Origin of the sequence: Sphingobacterium siyangense, from assembly GCF_007830445.1 — a bacterium.
Taxonomy (GTDB): Bacteria; Bacteroidota; Bacteroidia; order Sphingobacteriales; family Sphingobacteriaceae; genus Sphingobacterium; species Sphingobacterium siyangense.
Genome location: NZ_VLKR01000052.1, coordinates 1 through 25426, shown reverse-complemented (window position 1 = coordinate 25426; position 25426 = coordinate 1). Strand labels below are relative to the sequence as shown.

At 38.0% G+C, this 25426-nt stretch carries 27 protein-coding genes and 1 tRNA gene; 17 read left to right on the top strand and 11 right to left on the bottom strand.

The genetic code is table 11. The features are described from left to right. The coding region (locus tag IQ31_RS26180) for an integrase core domain-containing protein (RefSeq protein ID WP_145331228.1) at positions 1-308 on the top strand (308 nt) is incomplete at its 5' end. On the opposite strand, the gene IQ31_RS26175 is transcribed toward IQ31_RS26180, so the two are convergent. Beyond that, entirely contained in the window at positions 278-1225 is a 948-nt protein-coding gene (locus tag IQ31_RS26175; RefSeq protein ID WP_145331226.1) for a hypothetical protein, read from the bottom strand. The genes IQ31_RS26180 and IQ31_RS26175 overlap by 31 nt on opposite strands. An 11-nt stretch (positions 1226-1236) precedes the next feature. Further along, entirely contained in the window at positions 1237-1596 is a 360-nt protein-coding gene (locus IQ31_RS26170) for a hypothetical protein (protein WP_145331224.1), read from the bottom strand. A 103-nt stretch (positions 1597-1699) separates the two neighbouring features. Here IQ31_RS26170 and IQ31_RS26165 point away from each other — a divergent pair, with 103 nt between their 5' ends. The 8 genes from IQ31_RS26165 (at position 1700) to IQ31_RS26130 (ending at position 11407) form a co-directional block, all read left to right on the top strand. Next, the gene (locus IQ31_RS26165) at positions 1700-1972 is read left to right on the top strand and encodes a helix-turn-helix domain-containing protein (RefSeq protein WP_208734391.1); all 273 of its coding nucleotides are present in this window, start codon (positions 1700-1702) and stop codon (positions 1970-1972) included. Positions 1973-1979: 7 nt separating this feature from the next. Next, entirely contained in the window at positions 1980-2789 is an 810-nt protein-coding gene (locus IQ31_RS26160) for a hypothetical protein (protein ID WP_145331220.1), read from the top strand. A 3-nt stretch (positions 2790-2792) separates the two neighbouring features. Continuing rightward, positions 2793-5456, top strand: a complete 2664-nt coding sequence (locus tag IQ31_RS26155; RefSeq protein ID WP_145331218.1) for a class I SAM-dependent DNA methyltransferase — start codon at positions 2793-2795, stop codon at positions 5454-5456. A 3-nt stretch (positions 5457-5459) separates the two neighbouring features. Then, complete coding sequence (locus IQ31_RS26150; protein ID WP_145331216.1) at positions 5460-6533, top strand: DNA-binding protein; 1074 nt, start codon at positions 5460-5462, stop codon at positions 6531-6533. Between the two features lie 3 nt (positions 6534-6536). Continuing rightward, the gene (locus IQ31_RS26145; RefSeq protein ID WP_145331214.1) at positions 6537-6965 is read left to right on the top strand and encodes a type II toxin-antitoxin system death-on-curing family toxin; all 429 of its coding nucleotides are present in this window, start codon (positions 6537-6539) and stop codon (positions 6963-6965) included. A gap of 62 nt (positions 6966-7027) precedes the next feature. Then, entirely contained in the window at positions 7028-8968 is a 1941-nt protein-coding gene (locus tag IQ31_RS26140) for a DEAD/DEAH box helicase (protein WP_145331212.1), read from the top strand. Next, positions 8961-10238, top strand: coding sequence for a GIY-YIG nuclease family protein (locus IQ31_RS26135; RefSeq protein WP_145331210.1), 1278 nt, complete (start codon positions 8961-8963; stop codon positions 10236-10238). The genes IQ31_RS26140 and IQ31_RS26135 overlap by 8 nt, the downstream gene beginning before the upstream one ends. Beyond that, positions 10235-11407, top strand: a complete 1173-nt coding sequence (locus IQ31_RS26130) for a HEPN domain-containing protein (protein ID WP_145331208.1) — start codon at positions 10235-10237, stop codon at positions 11405-11407. Before IQ31_RS26135 ends, IQ31_RS26130 begins: the two co-directional genes overlap by 4 nt. Positions 11408-12046: 639 nt before the next feature. Here the strand turns inward: IQ31_RS26130 and IQ31_RS26125 are convergent. Beyond that, on the bottom strand, positions 12047-12460 hold the full coding sequence (locus IQ31_RS26125; RefSeq protein WP_145331206.1) for a helix-turn-helix domain-containing protein: 414 nt from the start codon (positions 12458-12460) through the stop codon (positions 12047-12049). A 166-nt stretch (positions 12461-12626) separates the two neighbouring features. On the opposite strand from IQ31_RS26125, the gene IQ31_RS26120 reads away from it, so the two are divergent. The 5 genes from IQ31_RS26120 to IQ31_RS26100 are packed head-to-tail and all read left to right on the top strand — an operon-like array spanning position 12627 to position 17925. Continuing rightward, positions 12627-13592 carry a hypothetical protein gene (locus IQ31_RS26120; protein ID WP_145331204.1) on the top strand — a complete coding sequence of 322 codons (966 nt, stop codon included), beginning with the start codon at positions 12627-12629 and terminating at the stop codon, positions 13590-13592. Between the two features lie 20 nt (positions 13593-13612). Beyond that, entirely contained in the window at positions 13613-14818 is a 1206-nt protein-coding gene (locus tag IQ31_RS26115) for a hypothetical protein (RefSeq protein WP_145331202.1), read from the top strand. A 4-nt stretch (positions 14819-14822) separates the two neighbouring features. After that, the gene (locus tag IQ31_RS26110; RefSeq protein WP_145331200.1) at positions 14823-15857 is read left to right on the top strand and encodes a hypothetical protein; all 1035 of its coding nucleotides are present in this window, start codon (positions 14823-14825) and stop codon (positions 15855-15857) included. Next, positions 15857-17083: a hypothetical protein gene (locus IQ31_RS26105; protein WP_145331198.1), complete on the top strand. Its 1227-nt coding sequence runs from the start codon at positions 15857-15859 to the stop codon at positions 17081-17083. Before IQ31_RS26110 ends, IQ31_RS26105 begins: the two co-directional genes overlap by 1 nt. Then, positions 17083-17925 carry a HEPN domain-containing protein gene (locus tag IQ31_RS26100; RefSeq protein ID WP_145331196.1) on the top strand — a complete coding sequence of 281 codons (843 nt, stop codon included), beginning with the start codon at positions 17083-17085 and terminating at the stop codon, positions 17923-17925. Before IQ31_RS26105 ends, IQ31_RS26100 begins: the two co-directional genes overlap by 1 nt. Before the next feature lie 2 nt (positions 17926-17927). Here the strand turns inward: IQ31_RS26100 and IQ31_RS26095 are convergent, their stop codons facing one another. From IQ31_RS26095 to IQ31_RS26065, 7 genes are all read right to left on the bottom strand, one after another. Continuing rightward, positions 17928-18593: an AAA family ATPase gene (locus IQ31_RS26095; RefSeq protein WP_145331194.1), complete on the bottom strand. Its 666-nt coding sequence runs from the start codon at positions 18591-18593 to the stop codon at positions 17928-17930. Further along, entirely contained in the window at positions 18526-19296 is a 771-nt protein-coding gene (locus IQ31_RS26090) for a transcriptional regulator (RefSeq protein WP_145331191.1), read from the bottom strand. The genes IQ31_RS26095 and IQ31_RS26090 overlap by 68 nt, the downstream gene beginning before the upstream one ends. A gap of 25 nt (positions 19297-19321) precedes the next feature. Continuing rightward, complete coding sequence (locus IQ31_RS26085) at positions 19322-19594, bottom strand: helix-turn-helix domain-containing protein (protein WP_145331189.1); 273 nt, start codon at positions 19592-19594, stop codon at positions 19322-19324. Positions 19595-19677: 83 nt separating this feature from the next. After that, positions 19678-20535, bottom strand: coding sequence for an RteC domain-containing protein (locus IQ31_RS26080; protein ID WP_145331187.1), 858 nt, complete (start codon positions 20533-20535; stop codon positions 19678-19680). Between the two features lie 82 nt (positions 20536-20617). Next, a complete protein-coding gene (locus IQ31_RS26075; RefSeq protein WP_145331186.1) occupies positions 20618-21871 on the bottom strand; it encodes a site-specific integrase in 1254 nt (417 codons plus the stop codon). 252 nt (positions 21872-22123) lie between these two features. Continuing rightward, a tRNA-Ser gene (locus IQ31_RS26070) sits at positions 22124-22208 on the bottom strand. A gap of 95 nt (positions 22209-22303) precedes the next feature. Beyond that, positions 22304-23188 (bottom strand): bestrophin family protein, encoded by an 885-nt coding sequence (locus tag IQ31_RS26065; RefSeq protein WP_145331184.1) that lies wholly within the window; start codon positions 23186-23188, stop codon positions 22304-22306. Positions 23189-23255: 67 nt separating this feature from the next. Here IQ31_RS26065 and IQ31_RS26060 point away from each other — a divergent pair, with 67 nt between their 5' ends. Genes IQ31_RS26060 through trxA form a run of 3 tightly spaced genes read left to right on the top strand, consistent with a single transcriptional unit; the run spans position 23256 to position 25140 of the window. Beyond that, positions 23256-24104 carry a glycoside hydrolase family 25 protein gene (locus IQ31_RS26060; protein WP_145331182.1) on the top strand — a complete coding sequence of 283 codons (849 nt, stop codon included), beginning with the start codon at positions 23256-23258 and terminating at the stop codon, positions 24102-24104. A gap of 8 nt (positions 24105-24112) precedes the next feature. Continuing rightward, positions 24113-24844 (top strand): rhodanese-like domain-containing protein, encoded by a 732-nt coding sequence (locus IQ31_RS26055; RefSeq protein WP_145331180.1) that lies wholly within the window; start codon positions 24113-24115, stop codon positions 24842-24844. Next, entirely contained in the window at positions 24844-25140 is a 297-nt protein-coding gene (gene trxA / locus IQ31_RS26050; RefSeq protein ID WP_075994036.1) for a thioredoxin, read from the top strand. Before IQ31_RS26055 ends, trxA begins: the two co-directional genes overlap by 1 nt. 134 nt (positions 25141-25274) lie before the next feature. On the opposite strand, the gene IQ31_RS26045 is transcribed toward trxA, so the two are convergent. Beyond that, a partial coding sequence (locus IQ31_RS26045) for a transposase (RefSeq protein ID WP_145331178.1) occupies positions 25275-25426 on the bottom strand: 152 nt, incomplete at its 5' end.

Here is a 25426-nt window from a genome sequence, read left to right as displayed (position 1 = left end):
ATTCCGACAGGGGGATTCAATATGCATGTGATGAGTTTAAGCTTATGCTAAATAAAAACGGTATAAAACAGAGCATGAGCCGTAAAGGTAACTGCTGGGATAACGCTGTAGCTGAAAGCTTTTTCAAAACACTGAAAACAGAATGCATATACCAGCATAAATTTCCTAATAGGGAGCTTGCAAAGCTAGAGGTCTTCAGGTACATTGAAGGATTTTACCACGCCAAAAGGATACATTCTGCAATTGGATATAGAACGCCAAATGAAATGGAAATGTTCTACCGATCAAAACAGAAATTAGCAGCATAAAAAGTCTCCACTTTTAAGTTGCAATTCCATCTGGTATATGCTACCGTAAGTAAAGAAGAATAAGATGGAAACCTGCGGCTTACTCGTATTTCTCTTTTCATCCTAGTTTCTCTAGATTCTTGAAAATAAAAATCCCGAGCTTTATTAACGAATATTCCCAATCGAGTGAATAAAGACACAGTTTTTGCGAATAATTCGTTCCATTCCTCGAAATCAATGTGAGATCGATCGTAACCTTTACCGTTTTTTCTAAAATTTGTCAGATGAATTTTACGACCAAACATGGCGTATTGTGAATGTGCAATTGCATTTCTTAGCTGACTTACAAATGTTGTGTTAAAATATCTGTGAAGCACGGGGTTAGATAATCTCAAATTTTTTGAAACTTTTTTATGAACAGTACTTCGAGTTAATACTCCATCTTTTTCATTTCGACGATCAAATCCAATATCAAAATCCCAATCATAATCTTGACTAGACAACAATAATGACAGTTGATACCATTGTTTTAAAAATAATTCACCTTCCCAAATCTTTAGGTAGATCAACATTTCAACTTGTATAATCGAAGCTTCTTGCCTTTCCAACTCATCAAGTCTTGGATAGTTTCCTTTCAAAGCAGAAAGATAACTGTCATATTCGACATGTGAATTTAGGAGATTTCCCTTTACATAATCGCCAATAAATTGATGAAGTGTGGATTGGCAATGACCAGACCATCCTTCACCAAGTGTATAATAAATCTTATTGATCTCAGAAATGTTGCCATTTTCCGGTTCTTTCACTAATGAGGCAGATTCGATAAGTAAGAGTAGATCGCTTTTATGTGTTTGATTCTTTAAACAAAGATTAAAAGCCTGATCAAAAGCTGGTGACAATTCTGCATCTATACTTGTTAATAAACTTTCGAATAACATAGCTGCTAAGGTTATTGTATATTCGTTGCTACGTAAGAGATGTGCGGAAATTCTGATATTTGCAATTCTTCAACAATCGAATTTGTCCATTCCAAAACTTTGATCAGTTCATCATTTGATTTAGCATTCCATATTTTTTCTTCTTGCTTATAGGTCTTTAAAAATTTTTTTCTTTGATCAGTATTACCGTCTAAATAAGCATTTCTCAACCGGCACAATAAGCACCAAACCATAGCTTGATTTCTTGGCGAGAATGTTTTCGATAGTAAGTCGTCCCATTGTGATGCCTCTGCTAAAACTCCTAATGGGTCATCTCCTCTTCCGGTCTGGAATAGTGATCTTGCCAAGTTCTCATATTTTAATGCTTCCATAATTTAGATTCTTATCTATATACACCTTCAAATTTGTTTTAAATATAGGCAAAAACCCTTATATTAGCCAATAATTGTCAAGTCAAATTTCAAACAATAAATCATGATTGGAGAAAAGATCCGGGAACTGCGTGAAACGAACAATATCCTGATCAGGCAGCTTGCTGCTCAGCTGGATATCGATACAGCTTTACTAAGCAAGATGGAACGTGGCGACCGCTTTTTCAGGAAAGAGGACCTCACAAAACTTGCGAATATTTTCCAGATTTCCGAGCGGGAACTGTTGATCTTGTGGCTGGCGGATAAGGTGCTTAATGTAGTTGATAACGAGTCATATAAAAAAGAGTCTTTAGAATTGGTTTTGAATAGTATTTAGTATATCTATGAGTTTTTTACAATCTAAGAGATTAAAACAACGTAATGAAGGATTGAAAGATTTAGAAAAATCTTTGGAGAAAAAGGAAAAGACTTTAATTATACATTACTCGTGTGAGTCTTTTCTAAACTTGCATGGGAGAAGCCCCCGTATAACATCTATTTCAATACGGAATTTACAATCCGGACAAACTATATCTTTTTCTATTCATCTACAGGCTCAAATTAACAGATTGGATTTTAATAATTTATCTAATGAGGAGTACGATAAGTTAGAATTTGACATGCTTGATGAATTCTACAAATTTGCTAAAGAAAGACTTAAATTTAATTGGATTCATTGGAATATGCGTGATACTAATTTTGGTTTTGAAGCAATTTCAAATAGATTTCGCATACTTGGTGGAGCCCCTCTAGAGATTGACATAGAAAATAGATTTGATCTACCACGAATACTATCTAAACTATATACTTATGATTATGAAGATCATGGTGAAAATGGCAAGCTACTTAGCTTGTCTGCAAGAAACGGTATTTCCTGCAGAGATGCTTTGAGTGGTAAAAAAGAGGCAGAAGCTTTTGAAAATAAAAACTACCTTGCTCTTCATAAATCTACCCTTAACAAGATTAGTATTATTGAAAGCATTTTAGAGAAAACTGATAGTAATTGCTTGAAGGTTAAGGTGAGCCAAAGGATAATTTATGGAGTATCCATTTCTGGAATAAAAGAGATTATTGCAAATAATTGGATTTTAAATCTTGTTAGAGGGATAATAATATTTTTATTGGGAGTTTTTGTAGAGAAATATATATTCTAACATATGACGATTGCTCAGATTGAGGATAATATTAAGAAGCTGCTTGCTTCTGTTGATCCAGATAATTTTATATATGATTTTTTGTTGGCGTTTGGTACGCCAAAGGCCACCATTGCGCGTCTTCAGTCAGGTAAGATAAATCTTGGTGAAGTTGACGGCGAGCTTGTTTGGAAGAAGAAACTTCTTTATAGGCAGGTTGCTGTTGAGGCTAATCTTTTGGAGTTGATTCAGGGCTTACGCGAGGATTCGGGGTTAAAAAAGTCGCAACCTCGTTTTCTAATCGTGACGGACTTAGAGACTTTGTTGGCTGTGGATTTGGTTACGCAGGATACTTTGGATTGTAAGGTATTGGATTTAGATAAACACTTTGATTTTTTCTTACCGTTTGCTGGTATTGAAAAGGCTCAGTTTTTATCGGAAAATCCTGCTGACGTTAAGGCTGCTGAGAAGATGGCTAAGCTTTATGATCAGATTAACTTAGATAATCAGTTTTCTACTGAGGACGAAGTTCACCAATTGAACGCGTTTTTATCTCGATTGTTGTTCTGTTACTTTGCGGAGGATACTGGTATTTTTGAAGATAAGTTATTTACAGCGGCGATTACAGGAAATACTAAAGCTGATGCTAGTGATACGCAGGAATATCTTCAGGATCTTTTCTTGATTTTAAATACAGATAATGCTGAACGTACTGATGAAAAACAATACTTACATAAATTTCCATATGTAAATGGAGGGCTCTTTCGTGAAGTGTATCCTATTCCGATGTTGTCGGTTAAATCGCGAAACTTAATTCTGGAATGTGGGCAGTTGGATTGGTCTGCTATTAATCCAGACATCTTTGGATCTATGATCCAAGCTGTAGTCACAACGGATAAACGTGGCGGATTGGGTATGCACTATACTTCGGTTCCGAATATTATGAAGGTTATCAACCCTTTGTTTTTGAACGAGCTGGAGGAGGAGTACCAAAAAGCAAAGGGAAATGTAAAGCAATTAAATGCGTTGATACAACGGATATCCAAAATAAAAATATTTGACCCTGCTTGTGGCTCAGGTAACTTTTTGATCATTGCTTATAAAAAGCTTCGCGAGTTAGAGATTCAGATATTAAACGATTTGACAGAATTGAAGGGAAACAAGGGGTCTGGCACTTTGGATTTTGTCTCCTTCAACTCTTTGATCAGTTTAAATAACTTCTTTGGGATTGAGATCGATGATTTTGCCCATGAGATCGCTCGATTGTCGTTGTGGTTGGCAGAGCACCAGATGAACCAGACTTTTAGAAAAGAGTTTGGGCACTCTAGGCCTGCTCTCCCTCTAAAAGATTCGGGTAAAATCGTTCGTGCTAATGCTTGCCGTATTGAGTGGGAAGAAGTTTGTCCGAAAGAAGAAGGTGATGAGATTTATATCTTAGGGAATCCGCCTTACTTAGGTTTTAGTATGCAGGATCATGAACAAAAGAAAGATATACACGATATATTTGGTAGAAAGATAAAATTGGATTATATAGCCTGTTGGTTTTACAACGCTTATCAATATATTGTAAATAGTAAGTTTAAAGCAGCTTTTGTTACTACAAACTCGATATGTCAAGGTGAACAAGTTGAATTGTTATGGCCTAGAATTTTAATAAATGATGTCAAAATTTGTTTTGCATATCCATCATTTCCTTGGAATAATAATGCAAAGGGTAAAGCTGCAGTGATATGCTCTATAATTGGATTGACTGGTGATCCAATGATTGATTGCTTTTTATTTTATAAGCAGACTAAAGTTAAAGTTTCAAATATAAACTCATATTTAGTCAACTCGAAAAATATTATTGTTAACAGAAGCTCACAATCAATTTGCGGACTACCTAAAATGATATTAGGTAATGCACCCTTTGATGGAGGAAATTTGATTCTTAATCAAGAAAAGGTTAGAGACATTGATGAGGGACGTCAATATTTAAGGAAATTAGTTGGGGCTGCTGAATTTATGTCAAATACTTATAGATATTGTATTTGGCTAAATAATGATCAGTTAGCGAATGTGAAATCGATTAAGTGGATTAATGAACGGATTGAGTCCACATATTCTATGAGGGAAAATAGTATCGATTCTGGGACTAAGAAGCTTGCTGAAAGGGCTCATCAGTTTAGAGATCGTTCTGAAACTATAACTTACTCTTGTTTAGTTCCTAGAGTTGGTTCGAATAGAAGAGAGTATATTCCTGCTGGAATTATTTCAAAAGAGTTTATAATTGGAGATTCTTGCCAGGTCATTTATAATTGTGATGAATATTTATTAAGTATAATTTCATCAAAAATTCATTTATGTTGGGTCAAATCTGTATCTGGATATTTAAAAAATGATTATCGTTATTCATCTGTTCTCAGTTACAACACCTTCCCATTCCCGAAAATCAGTAAAGAGAAAGAAAAAGAACTGGAAGAATGTGCGTATCAGATCTTGGAGACAAGAGAACGGTATCCAGAGAAGACATTGGCGCAGCTTTATGATCCGGATAAGATGCCGGATGATTTGCGTGAGGCGCATCGGTTGAATGACCTTGCTGTAGAATCTTGCTATCGTGCGAAACCGTTTGATTCTGATGAGGAAAGGTTGGAGCATTTGTTTAAATTGTATGAGAAAATGATTGCGGCAGAAAAAAAGAAATAAGATATGGCAGCAGACTTGACTACATCGCCTGTTGATAGGCAGAATATATTGAACAATCCGGAGGCGCTGGATAGTATTCAGGAGTTTTTGGGTATCAGGGGTATGCTTTACGATGGGCAGTATCGATTCACTACCGCGCAGTTGGCCGAGTTCTTTGATGTTTCTGATCGGACGATTAAACGTTATGTAGAGAACCATTTGCAAGAATTGGAACATAATGGCTATTGTGTATTGCGCGGAGCAAAGCTGAAGGAGTTCAAAGAATTATTTGGTCCTTTAATCTACAAAGATATAGATCAAGAATCACAGAGGGACACTGATGTCCCTCTGTCAACAGAGCAAACTGATAAGCAGAAGCTTAATAGATTAAAAGCCTTAGCGGTGTTTAATTTCCGTGCTTTTCTGAATTTGGCTATGATCCTTGTGGATAGTGAGCGAGCTAGGTCCATTCGAAGTGCTATCCTGGATGTGGTATTGGACCTGGTGAATCAAAAACTGGGTGGATCTGTTAAGTACATCAATCAACGGGATGATGAGTATTTGCTGGCCATTGTCAAAGAACCGAAATATCGCAAAGAGTTCACGAGTGCATTAAGCCGTTATCTGAATATGGGTAACGCGAAGTATAGACTCTACACGGACACTATCTATCAATCTATTTTCAAGGAAAAGGCTAGCGAATATAAAGAGCTGCTGCAGCTTGATGAAAAAGACAATGCTCGAGAGACGATGTATGCTGAGGTGTTGAAGCTCATCGCCTCATTTGAGATCGGTATAGCAGATGAGATGAAAGAGGAATATGATCGACTGGGGCGACAGTTAGAACCTACTGAACTAGATGCCTTGATCCATCGATTTGTAAACCGCCGCCATTGGGAGCCTCAGTTGGAAGATGCGCGAGTAAAGATGGCTTCGCGTGATTATGGTTTTCGTGACGTAGTACATAAGAAGCTGGAAAGCTACATTGATAGTATTTCACCTAATGATTATCAAACGTTTTTGGGTGAACAGAGTAAAAGTCTTCAGGAACAGATTGACGAAAATATTGAGGTTTTCAAACGTTTAAAAGATCGTTAACGAATGGGGACGCAATATTTTGATGTAGCACATGCCATTCGTGTACACGATGATATCATTGATAAATCAGGTGGCATGCATGGGATTATTAATGAGGGATTACTGGCGAGTACTTTGGAACATTTGCAGAATGATTTTTATTATGAAAGTTTTATCGATAAGGCCTGTCATTTGTTTTACTCTATAAATAAAAATCATTGTTTTCAGGATGGTAATAAGCGAGCCAGTATCGCGCTGACAGCTTATTTTTTGGAGATAAATGGATTAGATTATAAAGTTGGTCAATTTATGGTTCAAATGGAGAATATAGCTGTTCATGTGGCAGATAATAAAATTGATCGGGATTTACTGCACGAAATTATCGATTCCATAGTTTATGAAAGTGATTATTCGGAATCGTTGAAATTAAAGATATTTAATGCATTGCTTTAGCATGCTTGATTCACAGAGGGACATTGATGCCCCTCTGTGAATAATAGACCAATTATAAAAGAATGGAAAATATTATTCAGGTAACATACGGACAAACAGGATCATCTACGGTATCGGATACTATGGGGATGCGGGAAATGCAACGAAAGGCATTTCAGGCCCGTAATAATCAATTGTTATTGATTAAGGCTCCGCCAGCGTCCGGAAAATCGCGCGCATTGATGTTTATCGCGCTAGATAAGTTGGTGAACCAAGGTGTGAAAAAAGTCATCGTCGCGGTACCGGAACGTTCTATTGGTAGTTCGTTTGCTCGGACGGATTTGATGAGTCATGGTTTTTTTGCGAATTGGGAACCTAATGAAATGTATAATTTATGCATGCCTGGTTCTGATGGCAGTAAAAGTAAGGTAGATGCTTTCGTAAATTTTATGCGTGGTGATGAGCAGATTCTGATCTGTACGCATGCCACATTACGATTTGCTTATGAAACATTGGAAGATTCGGATTTTAATGACTGCTTGTTGGCTATTGATGAATTTCATCATGTATCTGCAGATGGAAGTAATATCTTGGGGTCGGTACTGCACAATCTTATAGGTAATTCTTCTGTACATCTTGTGGCGATGACGGGGTCTTACTTTAGAGGAGATTCTATACCGATATTAGCTCCTGAAGATGAGGCGAAGTTTGCTAAGGTGACCTATAATTATTATCAGCAGCTGAATGGTTATAAGCACCTGAAATCTTTAGGGATTGGCTATCATTTCTATCAAGGTAAGTATTATACCGCGATAAATGAGGTGTTAGACACGGATAAAAAAACTATTCTTCATATTCCGAATGTGAACTCGGGTGAGTCAACAAAGGAAGGTAAAAAAACGGAGGTTGACAGAATACTGGATATGATCGGTAATGTAGATCGTGTGGATCCTGAAACTGGGATTATCACGGTCCGTAGGTACGATGATGGGAAGTTATTGAAAGTAGCAGACCTGGTAGACGATGATGATAAAATCCGAAGAGATAAAACCTTAGATTTTTTACGAAATATCCCATCGGAAGATGATATGGATTTGATCATCGCATTGGGAATGGCGAAGGAAGGATTTGATTGGCCTTATTGTGAGCACGCTTTGACAGTTGGCTACCGAGGGTCGTTGACAGAGATTGTGCAAATTATTGGTCGGGCTACTCGAGATAGTACGAACAAGAGCCATGCTCAGTTTACCAATCTATTGGCCATGCCGGATGCAAAGAATGACGATGTGGTAATCGCTGTGAATAATATGTTAAAGGCTATTACGGCTTCGCTCTTGATGGAACAGGTGTTGGCTCCGAATTTTAATTTTAAACCGAAGCGGAATGAAAATGAATTGGAGGAACCTGGCACAATCAAGATAAAGGGATTTAAAGGTATTGTTTCTAAGCGGGTAAAGGATATTGTTGAGGAGGATATAAACGATTTGAAGGCTGCGATATTGCAAGATAAGGATATAACGAAGGCTTTGTCGAGTAGTATAGATGCTGAGGTGATTAACAAAGTGCTGATACCAAAAGTGATTAAGATGCGTTACCCGGATCTACCAGAGGATGAACTGGAAGCTGTGCGTCAATATGTGGTTACGGATTCGGCGATTAAGACGGGAACTATTTCGGAGGTGGGTGATCAGAAGTTTATAACGTTAGCGAATCAGTTTATTAATATTGAGGATATCTCGATTGACTTGATCGATACGATAAATCCGTTTCAGCGTGCTTTTGAAATTATGTCTAAATCGGTTACTGTTCCTGTATTGAAAGCTATTCACGATGTATTGCTAGCTTCGAAGATTAAAATTACAGAGGAAGAGGCTTTGCTGACTTGGCCGTCTATCTTGGCTTTCGTGAAAGAACAGGGACGTGAGCCAGATGTGCACGCTGCTGACCTGAAGGAGCAGCGGTACGCGGAGGTATTGTTATTTATTCGAGATAAGAAACGGAAATCTGTGGGTCAGAATGGATAAGAAAGTTTATTTAAGTTTTGATGATATTTTTGCTGATGATGAGTTTAACTTATTAGAAGTAAAGCCCACGGTTCGCCGGATTACTGAAGAGGAACGCTTGGTTCAATCGTTTCAAGAGGTTATTGACTTTGTCGAAGAACATGGAAGGATTCCGGAACGTGGGAATGGTTTTAAAGAGCGTATGCTGGCAGCTCGTTTGAAGGGTCTGATGGAGGATCGTTCAAAATTTTCGGTTCTGAGCGCTTTTGATTCGTTGGGCATATTGCCGGTTGAAGATGTGCTTGACACGGAGTTTGTAGCTGAAGATGTAGCGGATGCTGCCGCAGCGGAAGTTGATTTTGCAACGATGGAGGTTACATCTTTTGATGACTTGTTGAATGCTGATCCGTTTAATCTGCTGGGTGGTACTGATGAGGAACAGCTGCAGATATTTGATACTTCGAATCTGCCCCAAGTGGATAAGGAAAGGGAGAAAACGGATTTTGTAGCGCGTAGGAAACGTTGTAAAGATTTTGATCGATACGAACCTTTGTTTAAGGCGGTACATGTGGAATTGGGGTCTGGTGATCGTAAGTATGTAGACTTTAAAGCGGGTACTCTTCAAGCGGGTACTTTTTATATACATAAGGGTGTTATTTTCTTGTTGGAAAGTATTGAGGTTACACGCGCAGATCATTATAAGGAAGATGGTACTCGCGTAAGGTTTGACGGCCGTACGCGTTGTATTTTTGAGAATGGTACAGAGTCTAATATGTATCTGCGATCAGTTGAAAAAATGCTTTATGATGAGGGGTCAACTATTTCGCATTCGAATAAGTCTAATAATGTGACTTTGCAGAAGAATGCAAATTTGGTGAATGAGAGTGACCAGGAGTCTGGTTTTATTTATGTGCTGCGCTCTAAGTCTACCGATCCGGTGATTCGAGGGATTAAGAACCTATACAAGATTGGGGTTGCACGGAATAGTGTGGAGGATCGTATTAAAAATGCGAAGGATGAGGCTACCTACCTAATGGCTGATGTTCATTTGATTTCGAAGGTTACATGTTATAATCTTGATGCTTATAAATTCGAACAGCTAATGCATACTTTTTTTGCTGAGGTGTGCTTGGATTTGGAGGTGGCAGATAAGATTGGCGTGAGAACGCGGCCTAGAGAGTGGTTTGTGGCTCCGCTGGATGTGATTGAGGAGGCTGTGGATTTATTTGTTTCTGGGGAGATTCTGAAGTATAGGTATGATAAGGGCATTGAAAGGATTGTTTTGAAATGAGTAGTTCGCAAAATATCGAAGACTTAGTAGCTAAAATCGTCACTATTAGTGACCATGCTTTATCATGGAACGAGGATATTTTATTGGATTTGTATCGGGGTAACAACTTTATTAATAAAGATATTTCATTCAAGTACTTCAAAAAGAGAATTGGGGAAGTTGTTAAGTTGACGCATTCGAATTCTGTGCCGTTTAGCCAAAACCAATATGACGATATTATCAAAGAAATCAAAGAGTTACCTACTCAGGAATTTGAATTATTGTATGAACTATATGGAGCAAAGCTTACATCCGCTTCGTTAGAATTGGGCACATATAAAATTTACAATTATAGCTTAGACCCACAGCCAGTTAGAGAAAAAAGCAAACACTTCCAGGAGAAGTTTGAACGTATTCACCAAAACAAACAAAAAAATGAAAATACGAATCGTTTTCAAGACGATTTTTTATTTCTTTCGGTGAAAGTAAAGGCAAAAGAATTTTATAAAGCTTGCGAGTATGCAGACGTTTTGATTGATAGATTTGAAAATATTATCGCATTTATAGATGGTGATTTTGAGGGCAGATCTGCAGTAGAGGTTCTTAATTATGTAAGGGATGACAAGATTGTGAGATACGGATTTTATGGTGGTAATTTCACGTTGAGTCTAAATCGATCAGCGAAATTTGACTTTGATTTTAATAACGGACATATTCTCTGTTCGGAATGCGGAAACAACAGGATATGGCAAATATCATCAGCCGATAGCTTGACTAAAATGGAAAAACGTATCTTAACTGCTATCGAATGGCTTGGTAAAGGTATTCGTGACAAAGATAGATCTAAATCTTTGATCCAATTTGTTTTTGCTATTGAAGGTCTCCTGCAATATGAGGTCGATAAGATGATTACCCCATCTATTACAAGTCAACTTGCCGACACGGCCGCTTTCATTCTTGCTTATGACGCCGCAAGTAGACTCACAATCGCAAGAGAAATGAGAGATATTTATAAGGCTAGGTCATCAATAGCTCATGGAAACTCATCAAACATCGACATACCGAAAGTTAAGTTAGGTTTTAGAATGGCTCATAAATTAGTTAGAGCATTCTTATCGAATGACGATTTAAAAAAGATTAAAAATTCAGATGAACTAAAAGAATACATTGAAAAATTAAAGTTTAGATGAGAATACTCTTGATCTGTAAGTTCTTCATTTAACGTCAGTTTCTCTTAATTACGTATGCCGAAACATGAGACCACTACTCTTTTCTCGTCTCTGGCGTTCGGATTTGATACGACTATACCATACTCTCCCGGCAAAATATTACTCAACGTCAATAAGTATGATTTTTCACCATGTTTTTTTCCAGTGAAACGAACTTCACTTTTCGAGTTTGTCCGACTTTTCATCAAAGTTCCAGAGTTATCTTCGCTAATCAGCACAGTTCTCTTTTTTGACTTTTCTTTAAACTTATAAATCCTAATTATACTCAATGGATCTGTATCATTGTCTGTAGCCTTTACAATCAGCTCTATGGTGTTTGAAATAGGTTTGATTCTTGAGTTCGCGTTTCCACCTTGAACCTCTAAATTTAAAGCGTTCCATGAATTAGCAGACCATGATAGCCCGGAACTAAAATCTCCTATTTCCTTGTCTAGCTGGATTTATGAATCTTGTCCAATTAACATAAGAGCTTCACCTACAAACTCAGGTTCTTTTAACTGTGCGTGACAGTTATACCAACCACTTATGAAAAATAAAATTGATAATGTGATACGTAACATTTTTTAGATTTAATAAGTTAGTAAATCGCTAAAAAGCTTTTTAGCGATTTTCTATTAATCTCTCCAAATACTCCACTTTAGATTTTTCGGCTTCCAAAAGACGCTCGTAAAGTTTTTTGTTTTCCTCGTAAGCATCAATAAGCTTGTCCAATGGGCTAAAGGTCATTTCGCATTTGTAATTTACACCAGAAGCATTATCATGAAATGTGCTGGAAATAATATTAATCGCTGACTCCTCATTAAATCGTTGAATAGATTCTGGACTAACTTTTAGGATTTTAGCTACTTGTTCCAATATGTCTTCTTCAACACGCTCCTTAGATTCTAGCTGTGACACTTTCTTCTGCGTCCAACCTTCCCCAAGTTCATACGCTAAGGTTTCTTGTTTAATACCCAACATTTCACGGAAACGCTTAATGTTTCTGCCTTCGTGTACCTGATTTGTCTTTTCCATATTCTTATACGATAACAAAGGTATGCGATATATCTGCTTTGCACAAAACTAATATAAGGATAATCACGAATAACTTATGCATTTAGCAGAATATTTTATCCCATCACAAGGATTGGATATGCCTTTCGATTGCTGGAACTTTGCTCTACATCAATAAGTAGACATTATGCAAAATAACGGAAATTTCTCGAATAATCAAGGTCCTATCATAAGGAACGTTTCGACGCTTAATCAAAATAAGAACGAGCATACTAATAATGATAACAAAACAATAAATCACGTCTATCTACACCCTGGACATCATTCTGGTGAATTTGAAAACTGGATGCGTAAGGTTGGAGGATTACTGCAGATTGATAGGGAGTACTCACAGCTTAAACCTCTTCTTGATATGATTATCGCTCTGTTGGAACCAAGTCGTCTGTTTTTAATTCCACATCCTAGTATAGAAAGGTTTGATATCAAGACTACAATAGAAATTTTATTGGTACTTAATCATAGACAGGATTCCAATCATGAAAAATTGGTGGAAAGAATTTTAAATGTTGCATGCATGAAAATCTCTTCAGTGGTAATAAATACTTTTTCTGAAGATGAGTGGGACAGTGAAACGGAAGATGAACATTTTTACTATACAGCACATTGTAGAACAAAGTTTCTTGTCTTTTCGGGAAGTCCATATCGTATACAAGAACTCGATCAAAATGATCTCAAACGAGTGCGAGAAATCATCACTAATCGATTCCAAGACCAAATCGTAAAGTCTAAGGCAATGCTAGCTCAAATCGAGGGGCTGTATAACGAGCAGACATCATCAGATTTATTATATGGAATCGCATCAGCCTGTATCAACCAGTTCTATAGAATGGTAGCTATGCCTTTTCTATTGGATTTACCTGTCCTAAATAGATCACATAAAAAACTTAGGAAAATGGCAGCTCGAATTATTCCCCAAGCGGCAAGTCTTCCTGAAAAAAATATAGAACTGTATCCGATATGGGATAATGAAGAATTAGACCAAGACACAAAGCGTGAAGTATACTTGCCAAGCTTTGCTGATCTGCAGAAATATTTTGAGATTTTGAAAACAGCTTTCGAACAGAAATTGGCGACCTTATTTGATAATGAATAAACCAGAAATTATACTCACTTATGGAAACGAAATATCACGTTAAAGAGCCAGAAGATAAGCAACATGTACTGGAGTTGCATAGACGAGAAATGGAATCCTTTTTCAGGGAAAACAAAATGTGGATACTAAAAAACAAACTCGGTAAAATGACCAGTAGGATATTAAGTTACAGAGTCTCTCAAAAAGATTATACAGATTTTATAGAGAAAGTTAAGTACCTCGTGAATTTTGGATGGGAGTTAGTTTTTCAGGAAAACAGATATGGTATCGGATTCGCACTCGAGACGGAGTATTACGTTAAAAATCCATTTTTTTTAAAGCGAGAGTTTCAATCGGCCGAGTTCCGTCAACGAAATTATGGACTGAGTGGATTTTACGGAGAGGTAACAAGCCTGTCGGTCAAAGAAGCGTCCGATATCTATCGGACGCTACAAAAGTTCTATGATGAGATCTCTGTGGTCAGCTGGTTAAATTTATTGGATGATTGGTTGTGGGTAGTTGAAGAGCAAGGTAGTCTATACGAAATCACACGTATTGATAAAAATCCAATCCAAACACAGCTGTTGATTTCGAAGCTAATTGAAGCTCTATATTTATTCAGTCGCTCAGACTTTCTTATACAAGCGATTAAGTATCCCACAACGCATTTGTTTTCAGGACCAAAAGCACTAATGCACATGGATTACGACATTCTTGATACATACAATCCATATTTCTGGTTAGAAGATTTGTTTAAAGAGAAGACTGCCGCCGATTATATAAAACACTTACAGTTTCTTTATGAGCCTGAGCCGGAAAATCAATCTAAAAAATTGCCTAATCGAAAGTTATTTGATTTGGGTGTAGAATTAAAAATCCTTATCCAAGTTACGTGGATGAATATTCAATGTCAATTTTTACCACAAGAATGGACTAACGTAATAGATGCAGATGTAGACGCCGAAGAGCTAAATTTATACATTCAGGATCAACTGCATCTAATATCCCCAAACAAGCCAATTAAGTTACAAGAACTGTTTGCACAATTATTTCAGATGGATTGGAAAATGACAGCGTATAAATGTACAATAGATGAAATGGTTGAACGAAAAATCTGCGGAATCAACTCACCAATCCATTTTGTGTTATGCAAAATAGATGAATTAGAGTTATTAATAAAGGTTTGCTATTTAATGCATCTGAAAATTAAGGTGAAAAAAAACTGGGGACAACTTCGCATAATCTAATCTTATGATGAATTTACAGCAAAAAAATGTCTGGTTCTACAATGATGACTATCCCAGTACATTGACCAGTGCCGAAATGAGCGACCCTTTAGCTATGATCAATCAATTTTTCCAAACGTACTCACTACCCCAAGCTAAACGGTACCTGTGGCAGGCGATCAAATATACCTTAACGGATATTTCTACTCCTGCTAATGAGCTACGACCAACATTTTATCGATTTACAATAGAAATAGAGCGGATTGTAGACAGTGCGTGGGTATTGCAGAAGTCTCTCCCAACGAAAAAAACATTCGGCCCAGACCAATTCTCAAAGGATTATTTAACGCGCATACAAAATGAGGACTTTATCTCTTTTTTAAATGGATCAGAAATATCAAACCCGTCAAAAGCCATTCACGATTTTTTCAACTATGCATCACTCTGTAGTTGGAAGAAAAGCTGTCTGGAAGATATGCGCAAAACAATCGTAGATTCGTCATACGGATTATATTTTGACTCACACTCACTAGCTGATTTTGTCGGCTTTTCAAAACTCAGCAAGCTATTAGAAGGACTCTTTCTCCTTTTAGACCGATTTGGGTACCACTTAGACCATAAGATACATCGAGAACACAACAATTGGTGTACGAGTCAGTCGGACGACTTTATTCATTGGCTAGGCGAATACGTCAAGAAAAATGCTACGCATGTCAGTCTGCAGCATTTAGCAAATATTTGCTACGCACATCGATTTCATCACGACTGGAACGGATATAACACCCATAAGATATTTGAAAGTTATGAGAACGTACTACAGGTCACACATGCAGCAGTCCATGTGATAAATCGAAATGAAGTCAACAATCGCACCACCGATACGAAAAAAAATATGGACAGGTTTAAAAAGTGGTCGCCCGGTAGAATTACCCGATTTGTAAGTAATCTGCTGATAACATCACGCACTTTTGAAAGAAGCTATAAAAGATATGTACAGCCACAGAAGGAGATTGACCTTTTAACACAACTGATTTATCTAGCATACAAAATACATATATAATGTCACAAGAGAAAACTTTCAAACAGGGGCATGTGCTCCACACGATGGAAAAGGTAGCCTGTAGAGTCAAATTTAATATTGACTTCCTAGAAAACACCGACAATCACCGGGAGTTCCTATGCTTATTTTACGCATCCGTGATAGGTAATGAAGCCCTACCTACGCCCATGGGTCGGAAATTGAACGACTTGGCGGATGACATCTATAGTCTATTGGACTGGGCGTGGCTGGAACATTTCGAGCGACTGGAAAGATCTGCAAAGTATGGGCCCTCACCAGGGGTTGCGCAGGATATGCCCCTGTTTACGGATTATACGATAGACTGCCATTATCCCGCACTACAGCATTCTGCATGGATAAAAGATAGAAGAGAACGATATGTAGGTAATCTGAATTACCTCAATCAGGATGAGATCTACGCACAGTCTATTGTCTTCGAGAACCTTTTTAACCTCCGATCCATCACCGACTGGAAATGCCTGATCGCGAAGTGGGTGTCTTATGCGATTGACAAGCAAAATAATATAGTGGATGATCGGATAGCTTCGGCTTATGAGACATATCAAGATTACGTTCAACTGCAGAAGCTCATAGAATGTTGTTGGATAAGCATTATGCAAGACGAATGTCTGAATTTTCAGGATTTATGTCCGTGGTTCAACAAAGATAATTATCCTGTCTTCTCTACCATGGATTATGCTTATAACCCATACAATGAAATATATGGTCTATTTCACTATGATTCGCTAATCGTACAAAAGAAAAAAATAAACACTTGGATTGCCGCTGCCATGAACGTGGCTATAATGTGGGAAGGCGTGCCTGCGGACCTTATCGATTTTTACAGAAGAGTTGGACTTATGATCGAGTGTTGCTGGGTTATCAAAGAATTAGGACCGAACTACCCGAAAGAATGGAACAGCTACAATAATTATTTCTCGACAAAAAGAGCCCGGGATGTCGGAGAAAATTACCCGTTTCGCCTTAAAGATTTAAAGGATAAGCCAGAGAATTATCTTCAACAGTTTTTTAAGGCTCGAAACTTAAATGATTGCCGTCACGTATTGTACCAGTGTTTATATGCTGCATTGGGATATGATGCATATAACCCGTTTTGTGATGATGAAATCAAAACGTTTAAGAAAGACCTGATTATGCTCGTGGAAGCTGCCTATCTTATTCAGAAAGCGAAATACCCGGAAAGAGTTTACCTAATTGAAAGATAATGGTACATTTTGAAAGCAAAGAATTCATGCACTTGAATCTGATTACAGATCGTCTTTTGTCACTGGCAGAGATCGACCAACTGTACTTCTCGAGCTACAATTTTCAAGATAAATCCATTAAAGAGCTGCTTGTCCTCATTCCAAAAATTAACCGACAACATATCACCGAAGTAAGACCTATGGTCGGTATGGTTATGTGTCAATTCAGCTACCTGCGATACCAAATATATTACGTGGACGAGGTACGGCGGAGTATCTTCCGTGGTGGCGGAGCCTTCATTGAAAGATGCCATTTTGATAATCTGGTTTATATAAACCCGAAATCGGCTCCGGTCATGAGTAAGATTCCGGATATACATCTATATCTGCAAAAGGCATCCACCAGTTTTGAAATGGAATGTTCCAAAATAAAATCATTCCGAGATGGAGCTACATTTTATCTTAAAAAGAGGCATATACAATTATGCGCGTTTATGCTTCATCAAACTTTTGAGCTACTGTACAGAATGACAGAAATTGTCTTTCTAGGAAGAGAAAAGATATCGCATCATCTCCGTAATCATCACCAATTATTGCTGCCGTATTTACCAGAATTAAGAACGATTTTCGATCCGGAGCAAGAATATGATATGTACATACTGGAGCTTTTAAATGATTCTTATCTTTCGGTGAGGTATGAGAATTATTACGAGATTAGTATGGAGGATCTAGAATGTTTGTTGACCAAAAGTAAGGAAATAGAATCACTTCTAATTGACAGCTGCTCAAAGATGATATCCCATTACGAAAAAGCATGTAGCGATACACCAAACATCAGTTCGGCAGATGGTCTGCCGAACTGATACTATTTCCTCTTATCGGTCACCTCCTTATCAAAACCGATCAAATTCACCATTTCCCGAAGCCGCGAACGCAGACGATTGCCATAAGTCTGCTCGAGCTCAGTAGCTGAGAGATTGGTCGTAATATGCGTAACCAGTTTCTTTGAAACAAACAGATCGTAACGTGACAAAAGTACCTCGGCCATGACATTGCATTCGTTACCAAAATACTTGATATTGTTTTCCGTACCCAGGTCATCAAAACAGAAGTTTTTGTATTCGACGTTGTACAGCTTTCCACGGCTGTAGCGGTGGATAACCTCATAACCGTCCTGTATAAACTCAAACGTAACATCACGTGTGCTCTTCATGATATAGCGATTCTCATTTCCCGTCAAATAACGCATCAGATTCATTAGCGTCGTTTTGCCACATCCAATGGGCCCGGTCAGCATAATACCTTTGTCCAGATCTACTTTTTGTTTCTTACATAATTCTTCGTCACGGAGAAAATAAGCCGCCAGTTGAAGCAAAACACTTTGATCACCCTTACATAAGACGAACCGACTTCCATACAATTCCTTACCCTTCTGATCAATAAACTGGAAAACCTTACCGTAATCATAGTGGCTCGAAATAATTCTTTCGGGTGCTGGTGTGGAGTTGTTGCGCACGGTTTGACTTTCCATAATTTGCAGATTTGGTAAAATTTATACTGTTACTGATCCAATTCTTGGCCGAAGCTTTCCAGTCCTTCATAGGACTCTTTCCACCAACGAGCCAGCCATTGGCCGTATAGTGATTTATGAACCGGTGGGCTTCCTGGACAGTGGATTGACTGGCCAAGAAAAATCCTTCTACTTGTTCCGGAAGTGGTGGGATTGCTATTTCTTTTTGCGCGGAACCTTTTTCTTTTTTCGGAAACAGCAGCACACCTTGATTTGAACTCGCTGTTTTTTTATTTTTTTCACTCTTTTGATCTATCGATAGATCACTAGTATTATCCATGATAATACTAGTACTATATAGTTTATTATATGGCTCGTTTATTGGTCTTGTGGACAGGATTTGAACAGGTTCAGCATTTGGTAGGCTCCGAGGCGGCTGTTCTGGAAAAAAAGTGATCGTACTTCCTTTGTATGGATTGTAAGACGGACGATAATCTATATATCCCTGCTTATGCAGATAAGCCATTGCTTTGTGATAAGTCGCTTTGGAGTTGATCTTTCCCAGACGCATAGCGTCGTCCCGGATGATCTGTATCTGTTTGGCAAATCGTGCTTGGTTCCATAATTGGAAGAGCGCCATGAAAAGACTGAGGTGCGTGGCGGAAAAATCCGAGTCAGCCTGCGCCTTATTGAAAAAGTGTGTCAGTTGTTTGATGTAGTTCATGCTTTAAAATTTGATGTAAAAGAAACTAATTGTGTTTGTTGTCACCTTCCTCCAACAGTTTTTCAATTTCTGCAAGGGAGTAGTAAATGGTGTTCCCGAACTTCTTGAACGGAATAGTTCCGTTGATGCGGTAGTTCTGCAGTGTACCGGGTGATATCTGCAGCATCTTGGTCACTTCTCTGGTCTTTAACCATTTTTTTGGTTGTTGCATTTTGTTGGATAATAGCGTTTGGAGCTCACTGAGCAACTCATACTTAAACTTCATGAGATCTTCTTTGGTAATAATTTCTACTGCCATGATATTTATAAATTGGTGAACAGCAAAATTCCATATTAAACAAGACTATTTTTCACAACTTGTTAACAAGTTGTGAAAAATTATTACATAAACAATTCATTGTCAGTTTCTTTAATTCGCTTGATTAGATTCTCTTTGAGGCTATCCAAGAGTTTGGTTTTGTTGATCTTGCGCGCCCGGATATCATAGAACACGCGGTTATATTGACCGAGCTCCACATTAAATACCTGCTGAAAATATTCGGCAATCTCCTTGATATCGGCTTTGCCATTGTTGAACGTTCCTGAAGCGTGCAGCGCATATATCAGTTCGATCAAATCGGTTTTGGATATGGTCCATCTTAATACGGAAGCTGGCAGTACTGCTTGTGATTTCTTTTTGCTTCCCGCACCATAACCTTTAATCTTTTTCTTGAGGTAGTGCCGCAGCATTTCAAATGCTTCCATCTTGGCGAATATATGTACAGTAGGTGTATTGTTGCGTTGGTCGATATCCAGAATAAAAGAACCTGCCGACATGAAAAGATCGTGGTCGATCCGTCGAAAAAACTGATTGTCAAGTTGACTCAGATTGGCCTTATAGTAGTTATAAAAGAACTGCTCTTTCCGTAGTTTCTTTTTGATTTTATAGAGTGTATTGAGATAATAGTGCTTTAACTTTTTCTTACGCAGCGGAGGCTTTTTCAGTTCGATCTTTTGCACGAGTGTATAGTATTGGATCAATGCCAATAAATGGCATTTGATATTCTTGAAATAGAATATTTCTTCATCGGGTGTAATGCTGTTGTTCTGCTCGAACCTATCTTTGACGACCTGCAGCCGATCGGAAATATACCTAATCGCCAGTTCGGTGATTTTAGAATAATCGTGCGCATTCACTTGTTCGATGGTTGCAACATAATGTTTGATTTCTTCGTTGATTGTTAGTAGAGTTTTATGCATAGTTTAGTTTCAATGGTGATTTTATATCTGAATAAGATATAAAAGATATTCGCTCGTTCTGTTATCAAAAGAACTTTGATGGCTATCCAATTTTCTTGTCAGAGTTGGTTTGTTTCATCTCACCTTGTAGTATTGTCTTTAGATTTTGCATATCGTTTGCTACTTTTCGATCAGTGATTTTCGCGTAATGCTGTGTGGTACGGATACTTTTGTGTCCGAGCATTTTGGATACAGTTTCAATGGGTACTCCATTGGAAAGCGTGACCGTTGTGGCAAATGTATGCCGTGCACAATGGTAGGTGAGTTCTTTTTCAATTCCACAGATGTCAGCTATTTCTTTGAGATAGGCATTCATTTTCTGATTGCTGAGTATCGGAATTAGGGTGTTTTCATTTCCGCTTTTTGGGTGATCTGCATATTTGTTAATAATATATTGAGCGGTATCTAATAGGGGTATTTTAGAAGGAGTATCGGTTTTTTGCCGGTGTGTGCTAATCCATAATTGACCATCGATCCCCTTTACCAAATTGGCTTCGGTGAGTTGCTTAACGTCAATATAGGCTAAGCCGGTATAACAGGAGAAGAGAAAAATATCTCTGACGAGTTCTAATCGTTCAATGCTGAATGTTTTGTCCATCAGTTGTTGTAACTCTTCTTGGGTGAGCACTTCGCGTTCGACTTCCTGTAGTTTGATTTTATAATGTAGGAAAGGATCTTGGCTTATCCAGCCGTTGGCAATACAGATGCGGATTATTTTCTTGAAGTTTTTGATGTACTTGACGGTGGTATTGTTGCTGCAATTTCTTTCGGTGCGCAAATAGAAATCGTAATCTGCAATAAAGATATGATTGATTTTATGGAGTGCAATATCTTGGATACCATATTGGTGTTGTATAAAGTCCTGGGTATGCTTGAGTGATACTTGATAGCGTTCGTATGTGCCTGCGGAATACTCTACACCGATGAGGGATTTTACTCTTTTGTTGTGGTCCTGAAATATGGGAATCAGTGTCCTTTCCTTTTCTGACTTCTTTCCGAGGTAGGCACTCATGAATTTTTCTAGTGTGATTGGCTCTTCCTGATACTCGAGAATGATCTGGGTTTGATTGACTTTGCTTTTAATGGTTTCAAGGTAGCTGTTTATTGTACGGGCTTCCTCGCTGCTGCCTTTCATTTTCATCATTTTTGGATCCCATTGCTTAGGATTGATAAATTTCTTGGAGGAAAACTCAGTTCTTTTGCCATCGATAGTTATCCGGACATACAAGGGATGTAGGCCTGCGGCATTGGCTTTTGCCGCCCGGGCATAGATGTGGAGGGTGAGATTTGCTTTCATGGTGGTGGTGCTTTATTTCATTATTCAATTTATTCCTTACTTGCGTTGCTGTCAAGATGTTCATCTGATAGCAAGGTGTGTATAGGTGCAAACCTGTACATTTGAGCGAGACCCTTGAAGACCAATTTTTAGGGTCTCGCTGGGGTCTCGCACGAAATAGGAAATCTGAAATATGCTGGAAGGCTTATAAAAGCAAAAACCCTATAAATACTGCTATTTATAGGGTTTTGATATTAAATGTTTTACTCGATGCGGAGAGTGAGGGATTCGAACCCCCGAACCTGTGACAGTTAACGGTTTTCAAGACCGCCGCATTCGACCACTCTGCCAACTCTCCGCGACAAAAGTAGAAATTTCGAATAGATTTACAAAACTTATTTTCTATAGCTAGTCTTAGCGTTTGAAAATGAGTTAGATTGTTTTTAAAAAAGTCTATGCAGGGATAATCTCATGGCAGTGTTTCCTGATGTTGGCCGCAATTTTGTCGATCGGTAAATCGTCCTGGTCGATACCAAATGGCTCTTCAATGGACTCACCAATTAATTCAAGAGATGCTAAAACATATAAGATGAATGGTACAGCAATCACAACAAAGTAACCGATGGAAAAAACGTAACCTACTGGAAGGGTCATGGTATAGAATATAATGAACTTCTTGATAAATGCACTATATGCTAATGGTATTGGGGTGTTTTTAATACGCTCACAAGCTCCACAAACATGTGTCATGGTAATAATTTCCTCATTAAGGATAATAAGCTGATCACCACTTATAGTTCCTTCTTTATATAGATCATTGATTTTGTGGAAGATCATGGTGGAAACTTGGTTCGGACCATGTTTTTTACTGTCCAAAGCCTTTAACTCAGGGTGTTCGTTTTCGTCGAGCATAAACTTGGTGTAATCCGATCTTAAAAAATCGTATAGTGTCTCTGCGAATAGGGGGATTGCCTTTCTGAAAAAACTACGATTCACTTTGTCATCTACATCCAGCATGGCATTTAGTTTGTACGAAAATGCTCTACTAACATTGGTCAATGTACCCCATTGTTTTCGGGCTTCCCACCAGCGGTCATAGGCCGTGTTTGTTCGGAATACCAGTAAAAGCGATATAACAAAACCGAGTAGGTTGTGGACAATGGTAATGTTTTTGACCCAGCTCTTTTCATTTAGTTTGAGGTATTCCAATTCAAGAAAGGCAATCATCCAGGAATAAAACGCTATCAAAACAAGAAATGGCAGTAACTTTTTGAAGGTATCTGATTTATGCAATTTGAAAGTTGCCGAAAGCCAGTCTTTGGGGTTGTATACGATCATACACAAAAATATAAATTGTTGCGAAAATTTTGCGAGTTAATTGCTATTGCCGTAACTTCATCGTGCTATGGCACAACAGCGATCAAAAAGAAAGAAAACAAGTACAAAAGGAAGTCAAGTTAGTGGAACAAAGTGGATTTGGATGATAGCAGGAATGCTGGTGCTTTTCCTCTGTCTTGTTGTGTGGCATTATCGGGCTGGAATTATATACTATTTTCGCGTGGCTACCTCCAAAGACAAGTCTCTGACGAAGGAAGCTAAATATGATATTCGTAATATTGAGATTATGAGCAAGCACGATGATAAGGTGTTTGGCATAGACGTGTCTACCTATCAGGAAGAAATAGATTGGCAAAAGGTAAGCACAATCAATGATCATTTTCCGATAGATTTTGTGTTTATCAGGGCGACAATGGGTGAAAAAGGAATTGATGATAAGTTTAGTCGAAATTGGAGTAAAACGGAAAATAGGGCAGTTTTGAGAGGCGCCTACCATTATTTTAGACCCAATGAGAACTCGGTCAAGCAAGCGAAGAATTTTATTCGGAAGGTTAAACTACAGTCTGGCGATCTTCCGCCGGTCTTGGATATTGAGGAGCATCCAAAACAACAATCGATGGATAGCTTGAAAGTCGGGCTAAAACGTTGGCTTGAAGAAGTCGAAGCCCACTACAAAGTAAAACCCATTCTTTACTCCGGAGATAAGTTTTATAGTGACTTTTTGGAAAAGGAATTTGCAGCTTATACGTTGTGGATTGCAAATTATAACTTTTGGGTTGAGAACCCCAAAGACCATTGGGCTTTTTGGCAATTTTCTGAAAAAGGTACTGTCAGAGGGATTCAGGGCAATGTGGACTTAAATATATACAATGGTAAAATTGAGGAATTGGAAAAGCTGCTTATTCCTTTTAAATAGTAAAATATATGCGTAGAGTTTTTATCAAATTATGTGGGGTTTGTTTAGCACTGTTTAATGGTCAAATGCAATTGCATGCAGAATCGAAGAGTCATCGGGTCGAGATGTCGCAACCCGCTTCAGATTTACCACGATTAACGTTCAAAGAATTTAAGAAATTGCGTCGTGAAACAGCTATCCAAGTTCTTGATACGCGACCTGGCGATATATTCCTACAAGGATTTGTACCTAAATCTATAAATATAGGCTTTAAAGGTCCTTTTGATCACTTTTTGGCGCAAGTGTTTCCCAATAAAGCCCAAAAGCTTTTATTGATTACAGATATAGATAGTCAAGATACGGTTTATCATCATTTATTAAAGTTGGGTTATACCCATATCATTGGGGTTTTGGAAGGCGGCATTGAAACTTGGAAAGCTAGTGAAGATGTAGTCTCGTTGCGTAATATCAGTGCAGGAGAATTCAGGAAAAGATCAGATCAAGGTCATATTGTGGATGTAAGAACAGATAAAGAATTTGGTAATGGACATATTGACAATGCAATGAATATTCCACTAACAGATTTCGTTAATTTTGGTTCTACGCTTAAAAAAGACAATCAACAGCTGTATGTACACTGTCAATCAGGTTATAGGAGTGCAGTGGCTATATCTATTTTGAGTGCTAAAGGATTTAAACATATATGCAATATCCAAGGTGGGTATAAGGCATTGCAAGAAGAAGTAAAGGAGAATCAATAATGGCTACTTTTGACCAGATTATTCAATCAAATTCGCTGGTTTTGGTGGATTTTTTTGCGACGTGGTGCGGTCCCTGCCAGACTATGGCGCCGATTTTACAGGATGTAAAGGAATTTTATCAAGATGATTTGTCTATCATTAAGATTGACGTGGATAAGAATCCAAAAATTGCTTCGATTTATAAGGTAAGTGGCGTGCCTACTTTCGTGTTGTTCAAAAATGGCCAACAGGTATGGCGACAAAGCGGCATGATTCCCAAGATGGAATTACATAAATTAATCGATCAAGTAAAGTAAAAAATAAGAAGCTGTCTCAAATTTATTGAGGCAGCTTTTTTATTAAATATGGCTATGCGATAGATTTGTGAGTTGTTTGTTGATTATTTCACAGAACTGTTCATTTGGGAAGAAAAAGAACAAAAAGTAGCTTTTTAAGCTGCTTTTTTCCTTAGATTTTGCGCTATAGCCAATAAACCCCATTCTATGGACACTTTTTCCTTACCGCGGAGCATAAATCTTCGGAACCCGTGGTTCTGTTTTATGTTTCCAAAGACTGGTTCGACATCGTGACATCGCTGTTTTC